Origin of the sequence: Photorhabdus cinerea (assembly GCF_011189575.1) — a bacterium.
Lineage (GTDB): Bacteria > Pseudomonadota > Gammaproteobacteria > Enterobacterales > Enterobacteriaceae > Photorhabdus > Photorhabdus cinerea.
On record NZ_PUJW01000001.1, the window covers coordinates 1 to 16,253 of the forward strand.

16 protein-coding genes are annotated in these 16,253 nt (G+C 41.5%); 11 read left to right on the plus strand and 5 right to left on the minus strand.

The features are described 5' to 3' along the window. The 7 genes from C5469_RS00005 to C5469_RS00035 form a co-directional block, all read left to right on the plus strand. Positions 1-467 (plus strand): endonuclease toxin domain-containing protein (locus C5469_RS00005; RefSeq protein WP_479687565.1); only part of this gene is annotated, 467 nt, incomplete at its 5' end. Then, a complete protein-coding gene (locus C5469_RS00010) occupies positions 467-973 on the plus strand; it encodes a contact-dependent growth inhibition system immunity protein (protein ID WP_166300651.1) in 507 nt (168 codons plus the stop codon). The genes C5469_RS00005 and C5469_RS00010, both read left to right, overlap by 1 nt. Positions 974-1,136: 163 nt before the next feature. Beyond that, complete coding sequence (locus C5469_RS00015; RefSeq protein WP_166300654.1) at positions 1,137-1,637, plus strand: contact-dependent growth inhibition system immunity protein; 501 nt, start codon at positions 1,137-1,139, stop codon at positions 1,635-1,637. 156 nt (positions 1,638-1,793) lie between these two features. Then, positions 1,794-2,294: a contact-dependent growth inhibition system immunity protein gene (locus tag C5469_RS00020; RefSeq protein WP_166300657.1), complete on the plus strand. Its 501-nt coding sequence runs from the start codon at positions 1,794-1,796 to the stop codon at positions 2,292-2,294. Between the two features lie 147 nt (positions 2,295-2,441). Continuing rightward, positions 2,442-3,026, plus strand: coding sequence for a contact-dependent growth inhibition system immunity protein (locus C5469_RS00025; RefSeq protein WP_166300659.1), 585 nt, complete (start codon positions 2,442-2,444; stop codon positions 3,024-3,026). Between the two features lie 162 nt (positions 3,027-3,188). Beyond that, positions 3,189-3,689 carry a contact-dependent growth inhibition system immunity protein gene (locus C5469_RS00030; RefSeq protein ID WP_166300662.1) on the plus strand — a complete coding sequence of 167 codons (501 nt, stop codon included), beginning with the start codon at positions 3,189-3,191 and terminating at the stop codon, positions 3,687-3,689. A gap of 81 nt (positions 3,690-3,770) precedes the next feature. Continuing rightward, entirely contained in the window at positions 3,771-4,031 is a 261-nt protein-coding gene (locus C5469_RS00035) for an antitoxin (RefSeq protein WP_166300665.1), read from the plus strand. A gap of 41 nt (positions 4,032-4,072) precedes the next feature. Here C5469_RS00035 and hemL read toward each other — a convergent pair whose 3' ends face one another. Together hemL and C5469_RS00045 are read right to left on the minus strand one after the other, a co-directional pair. Next, on the minus strand, positions 4,073-5,356 hold the full coding sequence (hemL, locus tag C5469_RS00040; protein ID WP_166300667.1) for a glutamate-1-semialdehyde 2,1-aminomutase: 1,284 nt from the start codon (positions 5,354-5,356) through the stop codon (positions 4,073-4,075). Between the two features lie 49 nt (positions 5,357-5,405). Further along, entirely contained in the window at positions 5,406-6,191 is a 786-nt protein-coding gene (locus tag C5469_RS00045; RefSeq protein WP_166300670.1) for a DUF1460 domain-containing protein, read from the minus strand. A 342-nt stretch (positions 6,192-6,533) separates the two neighbouring features. Here C5469_RS00045 and erpA point away from each other — a divergent pair, with 342 nt between their 5' ends. Further along, positions 6,534-6,878 (plus strand): iron-sulfur cluster insertion protein ErpA, encoded by a 345-nt coding sequence (erpA, locus tag C5469_RS00050; protein WP_036772078.1) that lies wholly within the window; start codon positions 6,534-6,536, stop codon positions 6,876-6,878. Between the two features lie 90 nt (positions 6,879-6,968). On the opposite strand, the gene btuF is transcribed toward erpA, so the two are convergent. Beyond that, positions 6,969-7,796: a vitamin B12 ABC transporter substrate-binding protein BtuF gene (btuF, locus tag C5469_RS00055; protein ID WP_242689330.1), complete on the minus strand. Its 828-nt coding sequence runs from the start codon at positions 7,794-7,796 to the stop codon at positions 6,969-6,971. Positions 7,797-7,894: 98 nt separating this feature from the next. Further along, a complete protein-coding gene (gene mtnN, locus C5469_RS00060; protein ID WP_054479930.1) occupies positions 7,895-8,596 on the minus strand; it encodes a 5'-methylthioadenosine/S-adenosylhomocysteine nucleosidase in 702 nt (233 codons plus the stop codon). A gap of 126 nt (positions 8,597-8,722) precedes the next feature. Here mtnN and dgt point away from each other — a divergent pair, with 126 nt between their 5' ends. Then, positions 8,723-10,252: a dGTPase gene (gene dgt, locus C5469_RS00065; protein ID WP_166300673.1), complete on the plus strand. Its 1,530-nt coding sequence runs from the start codon at positions 8,723-8,725 to the stop codon at positions 10,250-10,252. Between the two features lie 4 nt (positions 10,253-10,256). Here the strand turns inward: dgt and C5469_RS00070 are convergent, their stop codons facing one another. After that, the gene (locus C5469_RS00070; RefSeq protein ID WP_166300676.1) at positions 10,257-12,587 is read right to left on the minus strand and encodes an ATP-binding protein; all 2,331 of its coding nucleotides are present in this window, start codon (positions 12,585-12,587) and stop codon (positions 10,257-10,259) included. 54 nt (positions 12,588-12,641) lie between these two features. On the opposite strand from C5469_RS00070, the gene rlmD reads away from it, so the two are divergent. Further along, positions 12,642-13,973 carry a 23S rRNA (uracil(1939)-C(5))-methyltransferase RlmD gene (gene rlmD, locus C5469_RS00075; protein WP_166300698.1) on the plus strand — a complete coding sequence of 444 codons (1,332 nt, stop codon included), beginning with the start codon at positions 12,642-12,644 and terminating at the stop codon, positions 13,971-13,973. Positions 13,974-13,994: 21 nt separating this feature from the next. Next, complete coding sequence (gene relA, locus C5469_RS00080) at positions 13,995-16,226, plus strand: GTP diphosphokinase (RefSeq protein ID WP_166300700.1); 2,232 nt, start codon at positions 13,995-13,997, stop codon at positions 16,224-16,226. The last annotated feature ends 27 nt before the right edge of the window (positions 16,227-16,253 follow it).

A 16,253-nucleotide genomic window follows, 5' to 3' on the forward strand; every position in this document is an offset into this window, starting at 1 on the left:
ACCCAACAGTAGACATCCGTCATGTGTATCGGGTAGAAAAAGATGGTAGTAAAACTCAAATGGCATGGGGAGAAGGTAACTATAAGCAGGGGTATCCTTTTGAGGATTTTGTTGCTACGCAGATGCCTAAAGGTACTCGGCTACCCGCAGGATTTAAGACTTTTGATTTTTATGATATCGGAACACGTACAGCCGTTAGTGTTAAAACTATAGATACACGTACAGCTGCACGGATAAAGGACCCCAAGCAGATATATACATCAATGAAAGGGAATATTGATGTTGTCGCTAATTTTACAGGCGCGGTGAAGGGAAGTAGCATTGTTAATGCTAGTCGCATTTCGCGACGTGAAGTGTATATTGCTGTACCAAAGGCTACAACTCCTGAACAATGGGTTCAGATTAATCGTGCAATTGCTTATGGTACAGAAAAGAACGTTAACATTAAAATTACAGTGGTGAAATAATGAATAAGCATCCTGACCAAGGGTTGAATGCCGGGGCTAAATTTAATGGTGATTTTTATTCAATACAAACCCATTCAGGCAATGGCTTATTAGGGGTAGATCCCTTAGGAAGTAAACACTTATTACAGCCATTTGTATCTGATCAAGAATTGGGAAATGCTGTATTTGATGCTTTATCAAAAAGCAGAGTAATCCCAATTGATGAATGTGGGGATTATTTTGATCATGATGTAAATGATAAACAGTATAAAAATTGGATCACAGAGATGATGGGATCTTATGGTTACCGCTCAAAACGTCAGCTATTTAAGAAGATGAATAACTGTGATATCTGTTTGTTAGATGGTGTCATAACTATTATGCCCTATGGTCACAAAAAACTTGAGCTTTGGACAGGGCAGGGTATTGTCGAGTCAGATTATGTCATTATTCCGGCAGACAGCTCCCCTGAGGAAGTGGGTGCCGCATTACGGCTGGCTTTTTCACGTTGTAGAAGTTATGTTTGACGATAAGGTAACAGTTTATTTTTGCATTGATTATTCATGATCTTTGATTCATAGAGTTAATTAAGGTGGACACGTAATCACTATTATGTGTCCGCTGATTATCTCAAAAAGATTCAAATAGTTATTAAATGAGCCTTACCGCTAAAATTACGGTGGTGAAATAATGAATATAGATTTTGACCAAGGATTGAATGCGGGCGCTAAGTTTAATGGTGATTTTTACTCTGTTAAAACTTATTCTGGGTATCGCTTGCTTCGAGCTGATCCCCAAAGCTGCGAGCATATCTTGTCTCCCGATGTAAATGATAGTCAATTAGGAAATGCTGTTTTAGATTCACTTTATAAAAGTCGCTTGATTGATCCTGATGATGATTTTTTCGACAATGAAAGGGCAGCTGAGCGATATAAAGAGTGGATTGAGCATTTAATGAAAGTTTACAATTACCGTTCAAAACGTCAACTATTTAAGAAGATGAACAGTTGTAATATCTGTTTGTTAGGTAGCGTTATAACTATCACGCCTTCTGGTCATGAAAAACTTGAGCTTTGGACAGGAAAAGGCATTGTAGAATCTGATAATGTCATTATTTCGGCAGACAGTTCCCCTGCGGAAGTTGGTGCGGCATTACGGCTGGTTTTTTCACGTTGTAGAAGTTATGTTTGACGATAAAGCTCGGTTTGTTTTGTGCTAATTCAGTCATTATCTTTGATTTATATGATCAATTAAAATGGAATGGCTATTATGAGTTTCCTAATTATCTTAAAAAGGCTCAAACAGTTATTAAATTTTCCTTACCGCCGAAGTTGCAGTAGTAAAATAATGAATGAGACTTTTAAACGATGGAAAAATGCCAGATGCGTATTTAATGGTGATTTTTACTCAGTAACAACTTATTTCGGTTACCGTTCACTTAATTTAGATACTTCGAGAGGAAACTATATGTTAACTTCTGATGTTTCTGATGAGAAGTTAGGTGTTGTAATTCTGAATGCTCTTTCTAAAAGTCGGCTGATTGATCCCGATGATAATTTTTTTGACAATGAAAGAAAGGCTGAGAGATATAAAGAATGGGTTAAATTTTTAATGGAAATTTACAATTATCGTTCAAAACGTCAGCTTTTTAAAAAAATGCATAATTGTGGAATCCAATTGCTTGATGGTCAAATAACGATAAAGCCATCTCACCATGAAAAATTGGAAGGTTGGTCTGAAGATGGTATTTCTGAATCTGATCATGTCATAATTTCTGCAGACAGTTCCCCTGAGGAAGTGGGTTCCGCATTACGATTGGCTTTTTCACGTTGTAGAAGTTATGTTTGACAATAAGGTAACAGTTTGTTTTTACATTGATTATTCATGATTTTTGATTTAGAGAGTTAATTAAGGTGGACACGTAATCACTATTATGTGTCCGCTAATTATCTTAATCTTTGATTTATATGATCAATTTAAAATGGAATGGCTATTATGAGTATCCTAATTATCTTAAAAAGGCTCAAACAGTTATTAAATTTTCCTTACCGTCGAAGTTACGATAGTGAAATAAAGAGTGAAATTTTTGAACGATGTAAAAATGCCGGATGCGTATTTAATGGTGATTTTTACTCAGTAACAACTTATTCCGGTTACCGTTCGCTTAATTTAGATCCTTTAGGAGGTAACCATATGTTATCTCCCGGTACTTCTGATGAAGAATTAGGGGTTGCAGTTTTTAGTGCTCTTTCTAAAAGTCGATTTATTCCCTATGAGAATCTCGGTGATTTTTTAGATAATGAAAAAAGAAAAGAACGATATGAGCAGTGGGTTACAGAGATGATGGGATTTCATCGATACCGTTCAAGACGTCAGTTATTCAAGAAGATGAACAGTTGCAATATTCGCTTGTTAGATGGTGTGATAACTATTATGCCCTATGGTCATGAGAAACTTGAGCTTTGGACAGGAAAAGGCATTGTAGAATCTGATAATGTCATTATTTCGGCAGACAGCTCCCCTGCGGAAGTGGGTGCCGCATTACGATTGGCTTTTTCACGTTGTAGAAGTTATGTTTGACGATAAGGTAACAGTTTATTTTTGCATTGATTATTCATGATCTTTGATTTAGAGAGTTAATTAGGGTGGACACGTAATCACTATTATGTGTCCACTAATTATCTCAAAAGGCTTAAAGAATTATTACATGAGCTTTACCGCTAAAACTACGGTGGTGAAATAATGAATACAGATTTTGATCAAGGATTTAATGCGGGCGCTAAGTTTAATGGTGATTTTTACTCTGTTAAGACTTATTCTGGATATCGTCTGCTTTTAGCTGATCCTCAAAGCTCCGAACATATCTTATCTCCCGATATAACTGATAGCCAATTAGGTAGTGCTGTTTTAGATTCACTTTCTAAAAGTCGGTTGGTCGATCCTGATGATGATTTTTTTGATAATGAGAAAACATCTGAGCTATATGATGAATGGATTAAACAAATGATGAAAACTTACAATTATCGTTCAAGACGCCAGCTTTTTAAAAAAATGCATAATTGTGGTATCCAATTACTTGATAGTCAAATAACAATACGACCATCTTGTCATGAAAAATTGGATGGTTGGTCTGGAGATGGTTTTTCTGAAACTGATTATGTCGTTATTCCGGCAGACAGCCCCCCTGAGGAAGTGGGTGCGGCATTACGATTGGCTTTTTCACGTTGCAGAAGTTATGTTTGACGATTAAGGCAACGGCTTCGTACTGATTAGTCATGATTTCTAATATGCTTTGATATATACCAATCAATATCAGGAGGTTGTATGGGCCATAAAGCTAAATTGTTTATGGATGGGAAGAATCAAGCGGTACGCTTGCCAGCAGCTTATTGGTTTGACTCTGATGAAGTTTTTATTCGAAAAGATCCTGAGACAGGAGATGTCATACTGTCCTGTAAGCCACACGATTGGGCCGGATTTTTTGCGGCATTGAAAGGAACAACTATTCCTAATGATTTTCTGAGTAAAGATGAGCGGTGTCAGCAAGAACAATCTTGTGACCTATTCGAAGGATGGAAAGAATGAGCGCCGTAAAAATACGGCGCTATTATTTGAAAAAAAAGAAATTATTTCAACTTGGCAAAGCAACGAGCGGCTGTATCAACAGTACGCTGAATATCTTCATTAGTGTGAGCAATAGACATAAAACCCGCTTCAAATGCAGAAGGTGCTAAATAAACTCCTTCATCAAGCATCAGGTGGAAGAAATGTTTAAAGCGTTCAATATCGCAATTCATCACATCCTGATAGCAGGAGACTTTCTCCGCATCGGTAAAGAAAATGCCAAACATACCACCGACATGGTTAACCACCAGAGGAATACCGGCTGTTTTCGCTGCTTTCGTCAGGCCGGTAGCCAGATTATCCGTTAGCTCGGTTAAACGTTGATGTACACCGGGTTGAGAAACTTCTTTCAGACAGGCAAGGCCGGCAGCCATTGCAATTGGGTTACCAGATAAGGTGCCAGCCTGATAAACAGGGCCAATTGGTGCTAATTTTTCCATTACTTCATGACGTCCACCAAAAGCGCCAACGGGCATGCCACCACCAATGATTTTGCCAAGGCAAGTCAAATCAGGTTCGACATCGTAGTAAGATTGTGCGCCGGATAGGGCAACACGGAAACCTGTCATCACTTCATCAATAATCAACAGAGCGCCGAACTCATCACACAACGCGCGTAGACCGGGTAGGAATTCTGGTTGTGGCAGTACGCAGTTCATATTACCGGCGACAGGTTCGACAATAATACAGGCGATCTCTTGCGGATATTTTTCAAACGCTGCTCGAACTGAACTCAAATCATTGTAGGTACAGGTTAGCGTATGTTTAACGAAATCAACCGGAACCCCTGGTGAGTTGGGTTGGCCGATAGTCAGGGCGCCAGAACCGGCTTTCACCAGCAGACAATCTGCATGGCCATGATAACAACCTTCGAATTTGATGATTTTATCGCGGTTGGTATAGCCACGAGCCAGACGAATAGCACTCATGGTCGCCTCTGTACCTGAGTTAACCATGCGCACCATATCCATTGATGGCACCAGTTCAGTCACCAACTGCGCCATTTCTACTTCGGCAGCAGTGGGTGCACCGAAACTCAGTCCTTGTTCTGCGGCTTTGATAACGGCATTACGGATAGCGCTGTGGTTATGTCCCAATACCATTGGCCCCCAGGAACCGACATAATCGATATAGGCTTTACCATCAACATCATAGAGATAAGCGCCATCAGCATGTTTGATAAACAACGGAGTACCGCCAACACCATTAAATGCACGTACCGGAGAGTTGACACCGCCGGGAATAAGTTGCTTTGCCTGAGAATAGAGAATGTCGGATTGGCTCATGAAAGGCTCCTGAATCTATTTTTAAATGGGTTTGTCGTTTGCCCCCAGATTATAATGCTCTTAGAACGATAATTCCGGGTTTATTCTTGACGTACTCAAGAAATGGCGAATCGACAACTTTTTTATTCGCAGCCAGTGAGGAGGCATTCCTAAGCATTGGGCCATGATCTGTCATAATAAAAATCCCTGTGTGTGTGACATCCAACCCGGCAAGATGGGTATATATTCCTATATAATCGCCTGTTCTTAGGTTCTTAATAACATCATCATTGACTTTATCACCAGGAATATATTTGATATCTCTTTTGGTAACACCCAATCCGGGGATATATTCGCCGCCATCAGCCTTTTTATTCAGGCTTTTTGTGATTTTTATGTAAGAAGAACTTATTTCATCCGTTACATCTTTGGCATTTAATTTTTCTCTGATTGACCAATCTGTAAAGAAGTGTTTTCTTTGTAAAAAGCTAATCTTTCCGTCGATATATCTTGTCTGGATGAGATTTTTTACAAAATCACTTTGGTCGTTGGATTTTCTTAGCGATTCTACATAATCAAGGAAAGTAAAACAGTCTAGTCCGTTGAAGTCTATCACTAATTTTTCAGGTTCAGTAGGGGAGCCAATAAGTTTGTTGGCGGCATAAGGTGTGCCCAGTAATTGATAAGAGACGTTTTTTATTATTTCTCCGGGATTATCTTTGTTTCCCGGTTTTACTTGGTTTTCTATAATTTCATTAATTTTTTTCGAGGTATAGCTGTCAATATCGGCTTGTTTGCTATGAGCGGCACAACCTGTCAAGGTGACAGCAAGCATCAGTGGCAACATTTTTCGCATAGGAACTCCATATGGTTACTTTGAAAAATATTCAATAAAGTAACTAATCATGATGATAAATCAATATTTTTTCTTTCTTAATTGTTAATTGATTGACGGAGGGTTTAACTACACGTGACGGTTTACTGCTCTTTGAAGCTATCGTAAAAAGCCAGCGTTTGTCGCTAAGGTAGCCGCGATGGTAAACAAATGTGTGATAATTTTTTGGCGGTTAGTGTGTTGTCAAAATGACAATACTTGAACGAACTAATCAGGTATTGGATAATTCGAGTTATTAATGATCGGCAAATTTTTGTTGTCTTCTGAATATTTTTGCCGGGTTCCGGTTTGGAGTAAAAAATGATGAGCAATGATATGGCGTTACCTTTACAGTTTACCGATGCTGCCGCCAACAAAGTGAAAATCTTGGTTTCGGATGAAGAGAATCCGAACCTGCGTTTACGGGTTTATATCACAGGTGGCGGTTGCAGCGGATTCCAGTATGGTTTTACCTTTGATGATCAGATCAATGAAGGGGATATGACCATTGAGAAACAGGGGGTAGAGCTGGTTGTTGATCCAATGAGCTTGCAATATTTGGTTGGCGGCTGTGTTGATTATACCGAAGGTCTGGAAGGTTCACGTTTTATTGTTACGAACCCTAATGCGAAGACAACCTGCGGTTGCGGTTCTTCTTTCAGCATCTGATTCTGGGCTATTTGTTTCCCGTAATTGGGTCTGAATGATATGACCCATTTGCGGGAGTCCTCTTGCAATCTTATTAAACGTTTTGCTTTATCAAGAACCCTTGTCGTTTAATTGCTGGCATAGTTGTTCGGCTGCCAGAACAATGCGCGGCCCCGAGCGATGAAACCAATCTTCATTTAATGTAATCACTTTGGCATGCAATTGTGGATGCCAAAAATGTTCAATTAATTTGATCTGCTCCTCTCCACCGCTGATAACAATCATTTCAGGTTTTCGAGTGAGTACTTGCTCACGACTTACCTGTGGCCAGGGAACATGGCTGTTAGCAAAGATATTTCTGCCACCGCAGATTGAAAGCACTTCACTTTGTAGTGTATGTCCCGAAGCAGTAAACAGAGGATGAGTGCCGAATTGTAAAAAGACCGGTTTTGGTACTGTAGAGGCATATTTTTGCTTCAGATCGGCAAATCGCTGGCGAAGTTCAGTCGCCGCCTTTTTTGCCTGTTCGGGATGTGGACTGTATTCAGCCAGTCGTTCTAAATCCTGAGCTATTTGCTCGGTGGTTTCAGGATCGGAATAAAAGATCTTAATACCAAAAGAAGCCAGTTGTTCCAGTGGGCGTTGGGGATTACCTCCTCGCCATGCCAGAATGATATCGGGTTTAAGGGTAATAATACGTTCCAGATTAATTCCCTGCCAGCTAGCCACTTGTTCAAGTTTACTGGCTTGAGGAGGATAATCTGAATAAGCACTGGCCGCGATCAGATTGTCACCTAACCCGGCGGCATAGGCTAATTCTGTGGTTGATGGGGATAAACTAATTACCCGCAGAGGCTTGGCATATAGAGAATGGCTGAAACCATTGAGAAACAGTAAAAGCGGTAACCAAACTGAACTCAGGCTTTTTATCCATCTCATGGAGGTGTGCTCTTTAAAATATTAAATATGCTGCTGGCAAACACGCCCTTAAGATTTCCCGGAAATATCCAACAGGGCGTGATTCTATCGGTAATATCTTATTTATTTTTGCCCAATTCGGTTAGCATTGCGTTAACCATTAATGTGGATTGGCGGGCTGCCACCGAAAGAAATTCATCAAAGCTGAGATGAGATTCTTTATCTGCTACATCGGAGATAGCGCGTACAACAACAAACGGGGTGTTGTATTGTTGGCAAACATGCCCTATCGCTGCGGCTTCCATTTCTACCGCCGTGACTTGTGGGAAATTAGCCCGGATACGTGCCAGTGGCTCTGCACCGTTAATAAATGCATCACCGCTGCAAATTAGCCCACGTATCGCATTCAGATTCAGGGAATGAATACACTTTTCTGCCAATGTGATTAGCTGGCTATCCGCCACAAAAGCTGGTGGGCATTGCGCCATTTGTCCCGGCTCATAACCAAAAGCGGTGACATCTGCATCGTGATAGCGAACTTCGCTGGATACCACGATGTCACCAATTTGCAATTGCGGATCAAGGCCACCGGCTGAACCTGTATTAATAATCACATCTGGATGACAATGTTCAAGCAGCAAAGTCGTACCAATTGCAGCCGAAACTTTACCAATACCCGATTTTAACAGTGCGATCTCCACGCCGTTGAGTTTACCGGTATAGATTTCGCAGCCACCTTGTGACAGTGTCTGGCAATCTTCAATTTGATCACGCAGTAAAGTCACTTCTTGCTCCATAGCACCTATCACGCCTACTTTCATTATGTCATACTCGCTGTTGATTAATTAATCATATAAAATCATTCAGTTCTTGAGTTTAACATCGAATACGGAACAATCAGATAATCTGTGATGTAAAACAGTGCTATCTCACAAGTTGGGGGATCAATGTCCGAAATAGACTTTAGTCAGAAGCTTAATTATCAACGTAAATACAGTCAGTATGATGTTGATCCTAATGATGAAGAACAAGTTATTCGCCAATTTGAAAGTGATCGCGGACGGATAATGAATTCGGCGGCTATTCGCCGTTTGCAACAGAAAACACAGGTTTTCCCGCTGGAACATAATGCTGCCGTTCGCAGTCGTTTAACTCATTCATTAGAAGTGCAACAAATTGGGCGTTATATTTCGAAAACGATTATCAGTGAATTGAAATCGCGTAATTTGTTGGTTCATTATGGGTTGGATAAACGTCTGTTGCCATTTGAAAGCCTGATTGAAATGGCCTGTTTAATGCACGATATTGGTAATCCACCGTTTGGTCATTTTGGTGAAGTTGCGATTAAAAATTGGTTTGCCAGAAAGCTCGATCCTGATTTTGACCCGGAAAATATGGGGCAAAAAGATCAATGTGAAATATTGGCATTGCATTTAAGCTGTGATGCGAAAAAAGATCACTTCCGTCGTCAATTGCGTAAAGATTTATGTCAGTTTGAAGGGAATGCTCAGGCGATCCGTATGGTCCACAGCCTGCTAAAACTCAATCTGACTTATGCCCAAATTGGCTGTATTCTAAAATATACTTGTCCTGCTTTTCGTCTTAAAAAAGAACCGGATCAATTTAATTACCTGATGAAAAAACCGGGTTTTTATTGGTCGGAAGAAAATTTTGTCCGCGAATTACGTCGTGAGCTTAAAATGGGCGAATTTTGTCGCTTCCCGCTGACTTATATTATGGAAGCCGCAGATGATATCTCTTATTGCATTGCTGATCTGGACGACGCTGTTGAAAAAGATATTTTTGGCGTGGATATGCTGGTGGAATATCTCAAACAGGAGTGGCAAGAAAGTGGCGGTCATCAGACTGGGGATCTATTTGAAGTAACTATTAACAAGGCTTATAACAGAACTCGTGGTAATAAATTATTACGCCGTAGCCGGCAAGACCAATTCTTTATGGATCTAAGGGTTTATATTACCGATAAGCTTGTGCCTTATACTGCCCATCGTTTTATTGATCATCTGCCTGCGGTTTTTGCGGGGACATTTAATCAGGCATTGCTTGAAGATAAGAGTGAAGAGCATCGGTTACTTAAGACGCTGAAAAATGTTGCGTGTAAAAGAGTATTTAATCATCCAGAAGTTGAAGAGTTAGAGTTACAGGGATACAAAGTTATTAATGGGCTATTGGATTTTTACTACCCATTATTGAAAATGCCCCGTCAGCATTTTATGGAATTAAACCAGAATAATTGTCACGAAAAGTATTTTATTGAAACCCGGTTGCTACACAAACTTTCCACTAAACATCGTCTGGCTTATAGCGAAGCGGTAGAAGGAATTATCGCCACTGATGAATCTGAAAAAGATTTGATAGAGTTCTATTATCGCGCTCGTCTTATTCAGGATTACATCAGTGGCATGACAGATAATTATGCCTATGAAGAATACTGCAAATTCACAGTACGTAATTAATGCTTTAACCGTTGTTCAATATTTTTTGGGCAGCGGTGTGTACGTTGTCGATTTCATCTGTCAATTCCAATAATTCAGGTTCTATATCCGTGGATGGAACACCTTTTTGTAATTGTTGTTCAATCACTTGGCAGAGTGCTTTTAGTCGTGGCACGCCGCTGTAACAGCAACTACCGTGCAGCTTATGGATCTGTTGCGGGTAATCTTCAACCATTTCCCCGGACAAAACTTTTTCGGTCATTGCTTTGATATCCGGCAGTAAATTTACCAGCATTTGCAGCATATCCAGCGCAAGTTGCTCTTTTCCTGCGGCCTGTTGCAGAGCTAACTGCCAGTCAATATGTTGTGATTCGTGCATTTTGGCATAGCGGTTTAGTACGGATCTTAGACAATTTTCATTCAATGGTTTGGTCAGAAAGCCTTCAAATAGCGATAGATCTGCATCAACCTTCGGTCGGCAGGTATAAGCGGTGACCGCAATGATCGGTGTGCTATGGTGTTGCGGTAGCTGGCGGATGCGTTCAGAAGTGCAGATGCCGTCCATACCCGGCATATGAATGTCCATGAGAATAACATCAAAGTGGTGATCATTTGCCGCTTGCAAAGCTTCTTCGCCATTGCTGCACAGGATCGTTTTTTCTACGATTTCTTCCAATAATGAGCCTATTAATTTGAGATTAGCTGGATTGTCATCAACGGCCATGGCTGCTATGGGTAAACGTGGTGGATGGGGAAGTGCTTTTTGTGGCATAACGGACCCGGTTAGAATGAAATCATCTTTTTCCAGCCATAAATCAAAATGAAAAACAGAACCTTTTCCCGGTTCACTGGTAAAGCTGATATTTCCGCCCATTTCGCGGATCAGTTTCTGTGTAATCACCAGACCAAGGCCGGTGCCACCATAACGGCGAGAGATACTGGCATCTGCCTGATGAAAAGCTTGAAACAGATGTGGTCGCTGTTCAGGACTGATACCGATACCGGTATCACTGACAGTCATTTCTAAATTGATTTTATGGTGTTGCTGTTGTGTCAAATTAATTTTTATTTCTACTGAACCTTGTTCAGTGAACTTAATCGCATTACCTATGATGTTGGTTAATATTTGCTGGAGGCGCGTAGGGTCGCCTATGACTAAATTCGGTATTTGCGGATCAACATGGTGAGTAAGTTGAATGTTCTTATTTTGGGCACTCGGTGTCAGTAAAACAATAACTTCATCAATAGTATCTTGTAGAAGAAATGGAATGTTTTCTAGTATTAACTTGTCAGATTCAAGTCGTGAAAAATCCAATATGTCATTGATAATATTCAGCAAGTGATTGGCAGAACGCTCAATAATATACAGATATTCAGTTTGTTGTGTTGTCAGGGATGTTTTTAGAGTTTGGCGGGTAAAACCAATGACACCATTCAGTGGTGTACGTAATTCATGAGACATATTAGCCAGAAATTCTGTTTTTATTCTGGCTGCTTCTTGTGCTCGTTTCTTCGCTATTGCTAACTCAACATTCTGAATTTCGAACTGTTCCATTGTTTCCCGCAAATCCGAAGTTGCTTGAGCAATGTCGTGCTGCATCTCTTCTTTATAGCTAGAAAGGGATTTTGCCATTGCATTAATGCCATTTTTTAGCGTATCGAGTTCACCAAAATACTTTCCGCTGACACGGCTGTTTAACTGTCCCTGACGAATTCTATCAACAGTACGGACTATTTCGCTGATAGGTTTCGTGATTTTACGAACCAAATAGTAGGCAAATAATGATGCCCCACCGAGGCAAATGATCAAGAGTAATATAAAGATAGCGATATCTTTATATCGCTGTAAGTGAGCGGCGCGTAAGTCAAGATCAATGGCGATATAACCAATGGGATGCAGGGCCGGGGAATTTGGAATCTGTTGATTTTTAGATAAGTGATGCTCTGAGATAATTGGCATCCGTAAAATAATGCTGTTTTTGATCTCCATTTTTGCCAGAGTGATTGGCAATGGGGTATTTGGTGCGATTTGTAGCTGGGTTGAATCGTATTTATAGTTTGATATATCAAATAGCTGATTATCATCATTAAAAATGGCAATTGCCCGAACTATCTCAGAATTTCTGCGGTGAAGCCGGGTTATCAATGAATTGACACGTTCACGGTTATGTAGGTTTATGCCAATTTCACTGGCAATGGAAAGAGGTTCAATAATACTGATTCCGGATCGGACGATCTGGTTTTTTATTTCACTATAGTGGTAATAGATAAATGATACACTGAGAAACATGCCAATCAGTAAAGTTGGACCCAGGATCAGGCTCATCATTCGGATGAGTAAGCTATATTTGGTCATAGGCGTCTATGTATGGGAAAATAAGGGCTTAATAACTCATAGTCCATAAGAATCATGGTGCAATTTTATTCCCCCAATCGCCGAACAATAAATCGACATATCATCACAGTCACTGCGGATAATCTGGATGCTCAGGGGCAGGGCGTGGCTCGTCATCAAGGTAAAACTATTTTTGTCGCTGGGTTATTGCCCGGCGAACAGGCACAGATACAACTAACAGAAGAGAAACGCCAGTTTGCAAAGGCAAAGCTGGTTAAGCGTCTTTCTGACAGTCCATATCGTGTAAGTCCCCGTTGCCCGCATTTTGGCGTATGTGGCGGTTGTCAGCAACAACATGTTGCACCTGATTTACAACGTGAGAGTAAAGCTAGTGTTCTGGAACATCTTATTCGGCGGGAAACCGGTGTCACTGTCTCTGTTAAGCCTGTGATTCTCAGCCCGGAATATGGTTATCGGCGCAGGGCAAGACTTGGTTTACAGTATCAAATGAAACAACGTCAACTTGTGATGGGGTTTCGGCAGAATCAATCTAATGAAATCGTTGCTGTAAAAAGATGTCCGGTTTTACAGCCGGAATTGGAACAGTTATTGCAACCATTATCTCAGTGTCTAAATAATCTGAAAGCAGCGAAACGGTTGGGACATGTGGAGCTGGTGCTAGCAGATAATGGGCCGTTGGTGATATTGCGCCACCTTGATCCCTTGAGAGAGGAAGATAAAGAAAAATTATGCACGTTTGCGGTGCAACATCATGTGGTTGTCTATCTGATGGCAGATGAAACTACACTTGAACCATTGAATAAACCGTCGGAACCCTGGTATCAGGTGGACGGATTAAAACTGGTGTTTAGCCCCAGAGATTTTATTCAGGTTAATGATACGGTAAATCAGCAAATGGTTGCTCAGGCGATGGCGTGGCTCGATTTACAACCGAATGACAGAGTCCTTGACCTGTTCTGTGGTATGGGGAATTTCACCTTGCCTATTGCGCGGAAAGTGCAGTCTGTGGTCGGAGTGGAAGGGGTTGCCACGCTAGTAGCGAATGGGCAATATAATGCCAGATTAAATAATTTGGATAACATATCTTTCTATCATGAAAATTTGGAAGCTAACATACATCAGCAACCTTGGGCGAAGCTGGGATTTAACAAGGTTTTATTAGATCCGGCGCGTGCGGGTGCAGCAGGAGTCATGTCACACATCGTCAAGCTAGCCCCTGAAAAAGTGGTTTATGTCTCTTGTAATCCAACAACATTGGCGCGGGACAGTAAGATTCTGCTTGAGGCTGGCTATCATATTATCAGTGTGCGGATGTTGGATATGTTTCCGCATACAGGTCATCTGGAGTCAATGGCGCTATTTAGCCGTATGGATTGTGGCGGGTAGTCGCTAGAAATGGGAGAGATTATGGTTGCGGTAAGAAGTGCTCATTTAACCCCTGCGGGAGAGTTTGCAGTACATAAGTGGATCGCTAGTTTAAATACAGTGAATCTTCAATTGAGTGAGAAATTGGCCGAAACCTGGCGTTATTGTTACGAAAAAGCGCAAAATCATCCTGATTCAGAACTTCTATTATGGCGTGGCGTAGAAATGGTCGAGATCCTTTCCACGCTGAGCATGGACAGTGACAGCATGCGTGCTGCGTTACTGTTCCCGTTGGTTGATGCCAAATTACTCGATGGGGAAACTGTCACAGAAGCGTTTGGCGGTGCGATTACCAATCTGGTGAAAGGCGTTATGGAAATGGATGCTATTCGCCAGTTGAAAGCCACTCATAACGATTCAACTTGTTCTGTGCAGGTTGATAATGTCCGCCGAATGTTATTGGCCATGGTGGAAGATTTTCGCTGTGTTGTCATCAAACTGGCGGAGCGGATTGCGCATCTGCGGGAAGTCAAAGAGGCGGATGAAGATGAGCGGGTACTGGTTGCCAAAGAGTGTTCCAATATTTATGCGCCATTAGCTAACCGTCTGGGAATTGGTCAACTCAAATGGGAACTTGAGGATTACTGCTTCCGTTATCTCCATCCTGATGAATACAAAAAAATTGCTAAGTTATTACATGAGCGTCGAATTGATCGCGAACAATATATTGATCACTTTGTCAGTACATTACGTAAATATATGCTCAAAGAGAGTGTAACGACTGAGATATACGGGCGTCCTAAACATATCTACAGCATCTGGCGGAAGATGCAAAAAAAATCACTGGCATTTGATGAGTTGTTTGATGTTCGGGCTGTGCGGATTGTGGTTGAACGTTTACAGGATTGTTACGCGGCTCTGGGAATAGTACATACTCACTATCGCCATTTACCGGATGAATTCGATGATTATGTTGCCAACCCAAAACCCAATGGTTACCAATCTATCCATACTGTCGTGCTTGGGCCGGGTGGTAAGACACTGGAAATTCAGATCCGTACCCGTCAGATGCATGAAGATGCTGAATTAGGGATTGCTGCACATTGGAAATATAAAGAAGGTGCAACAGCGGTTAATCGTGCTGGATATGAAGGGCGCATTGCATGGCTGCGTAAACTGATCGCATGGCAGGAAGAGATGGCAGATTCTGGCGAAATGCTGGATGAGGTTCGCAGCCAGGTGTTTGATGATCGGGTATATGTATTTACACCTAAAGGGGATGTGATTGATCTGCCTGCGGGTTCTACGCCACTGGATTTTGCTTATCATATTCACAGTGATGTTGGGCATCGTTGTATTGGGGCGAAAATTGGTGGCCGGATTGTGCCATTCAGCTACCAGTTGCAGATGGGCGATCAGATTGACATCATCACGCAAAAACAGCCGAACCCAAGCCGCGACTGGCTGAACCCAAACTTGGGATATGTCACGACAAGCCGTGGCCGGGCGAAAATCCATAACTGGTTCCGCAAACAGGATCGGGATAAGAACATCATTGCTGGGCGTCAAATGCTGGATAACGAACTGGCACACTTGGGGATTAGTCTAAAAGAAGCAGAAAAGCTACTCATTGCTCGTTATAACGTCCACACACTTGATGAAGTCTTGGCAGGAATTGGTGTTGGTGATATCCGTATCAACCAGTTGATTAACTTCTTGCAAAGTAAATTTAATAAAACTACCGCAGAAGATGCAGATCGGGAAGCGCTTCGCAATTTGGAAAGCAAACCCCATGCACAGCGTAGTTCTGCTAAGGATAATGGGCGGATTGTGGTAGAAGGTGTGGGTAATTTGATGCATCACATAGCGCGTTGTTGCCAGCCAATTCTGGGAGATGAGATTGTTGGTTTTATTACCCGTGGGAGGGGAATATCTATCCATTGGGCTGACTGTGAACAACTGGCAGATTTGCAGGCAAATGCCCCTGAAAGGGTGGTGGATGCGGTCTGGGGAGAGAGTTATTCCAGCGGTTACTCATTGATTGTGCGTGTTGTTGCAAATGATCGTAGTGGATTATTGCGTGATATCACCACGATCTTAGCGAATGAAAAGGTCAATGTGCTTGGGGTGAGCAGCCGTAGTGATGTAAAACAGCAAATTGCTACCATTGATATGAATATTGAGATTTATAACCTGCAAGTATTGGGGCGGATACTGACGAAAATCAATCAGTTACCAGATGTCATTGAAGCCAAACGCCTTCATGGCAACTGACAGCAGGGAAATTGGGATAAAAAATGA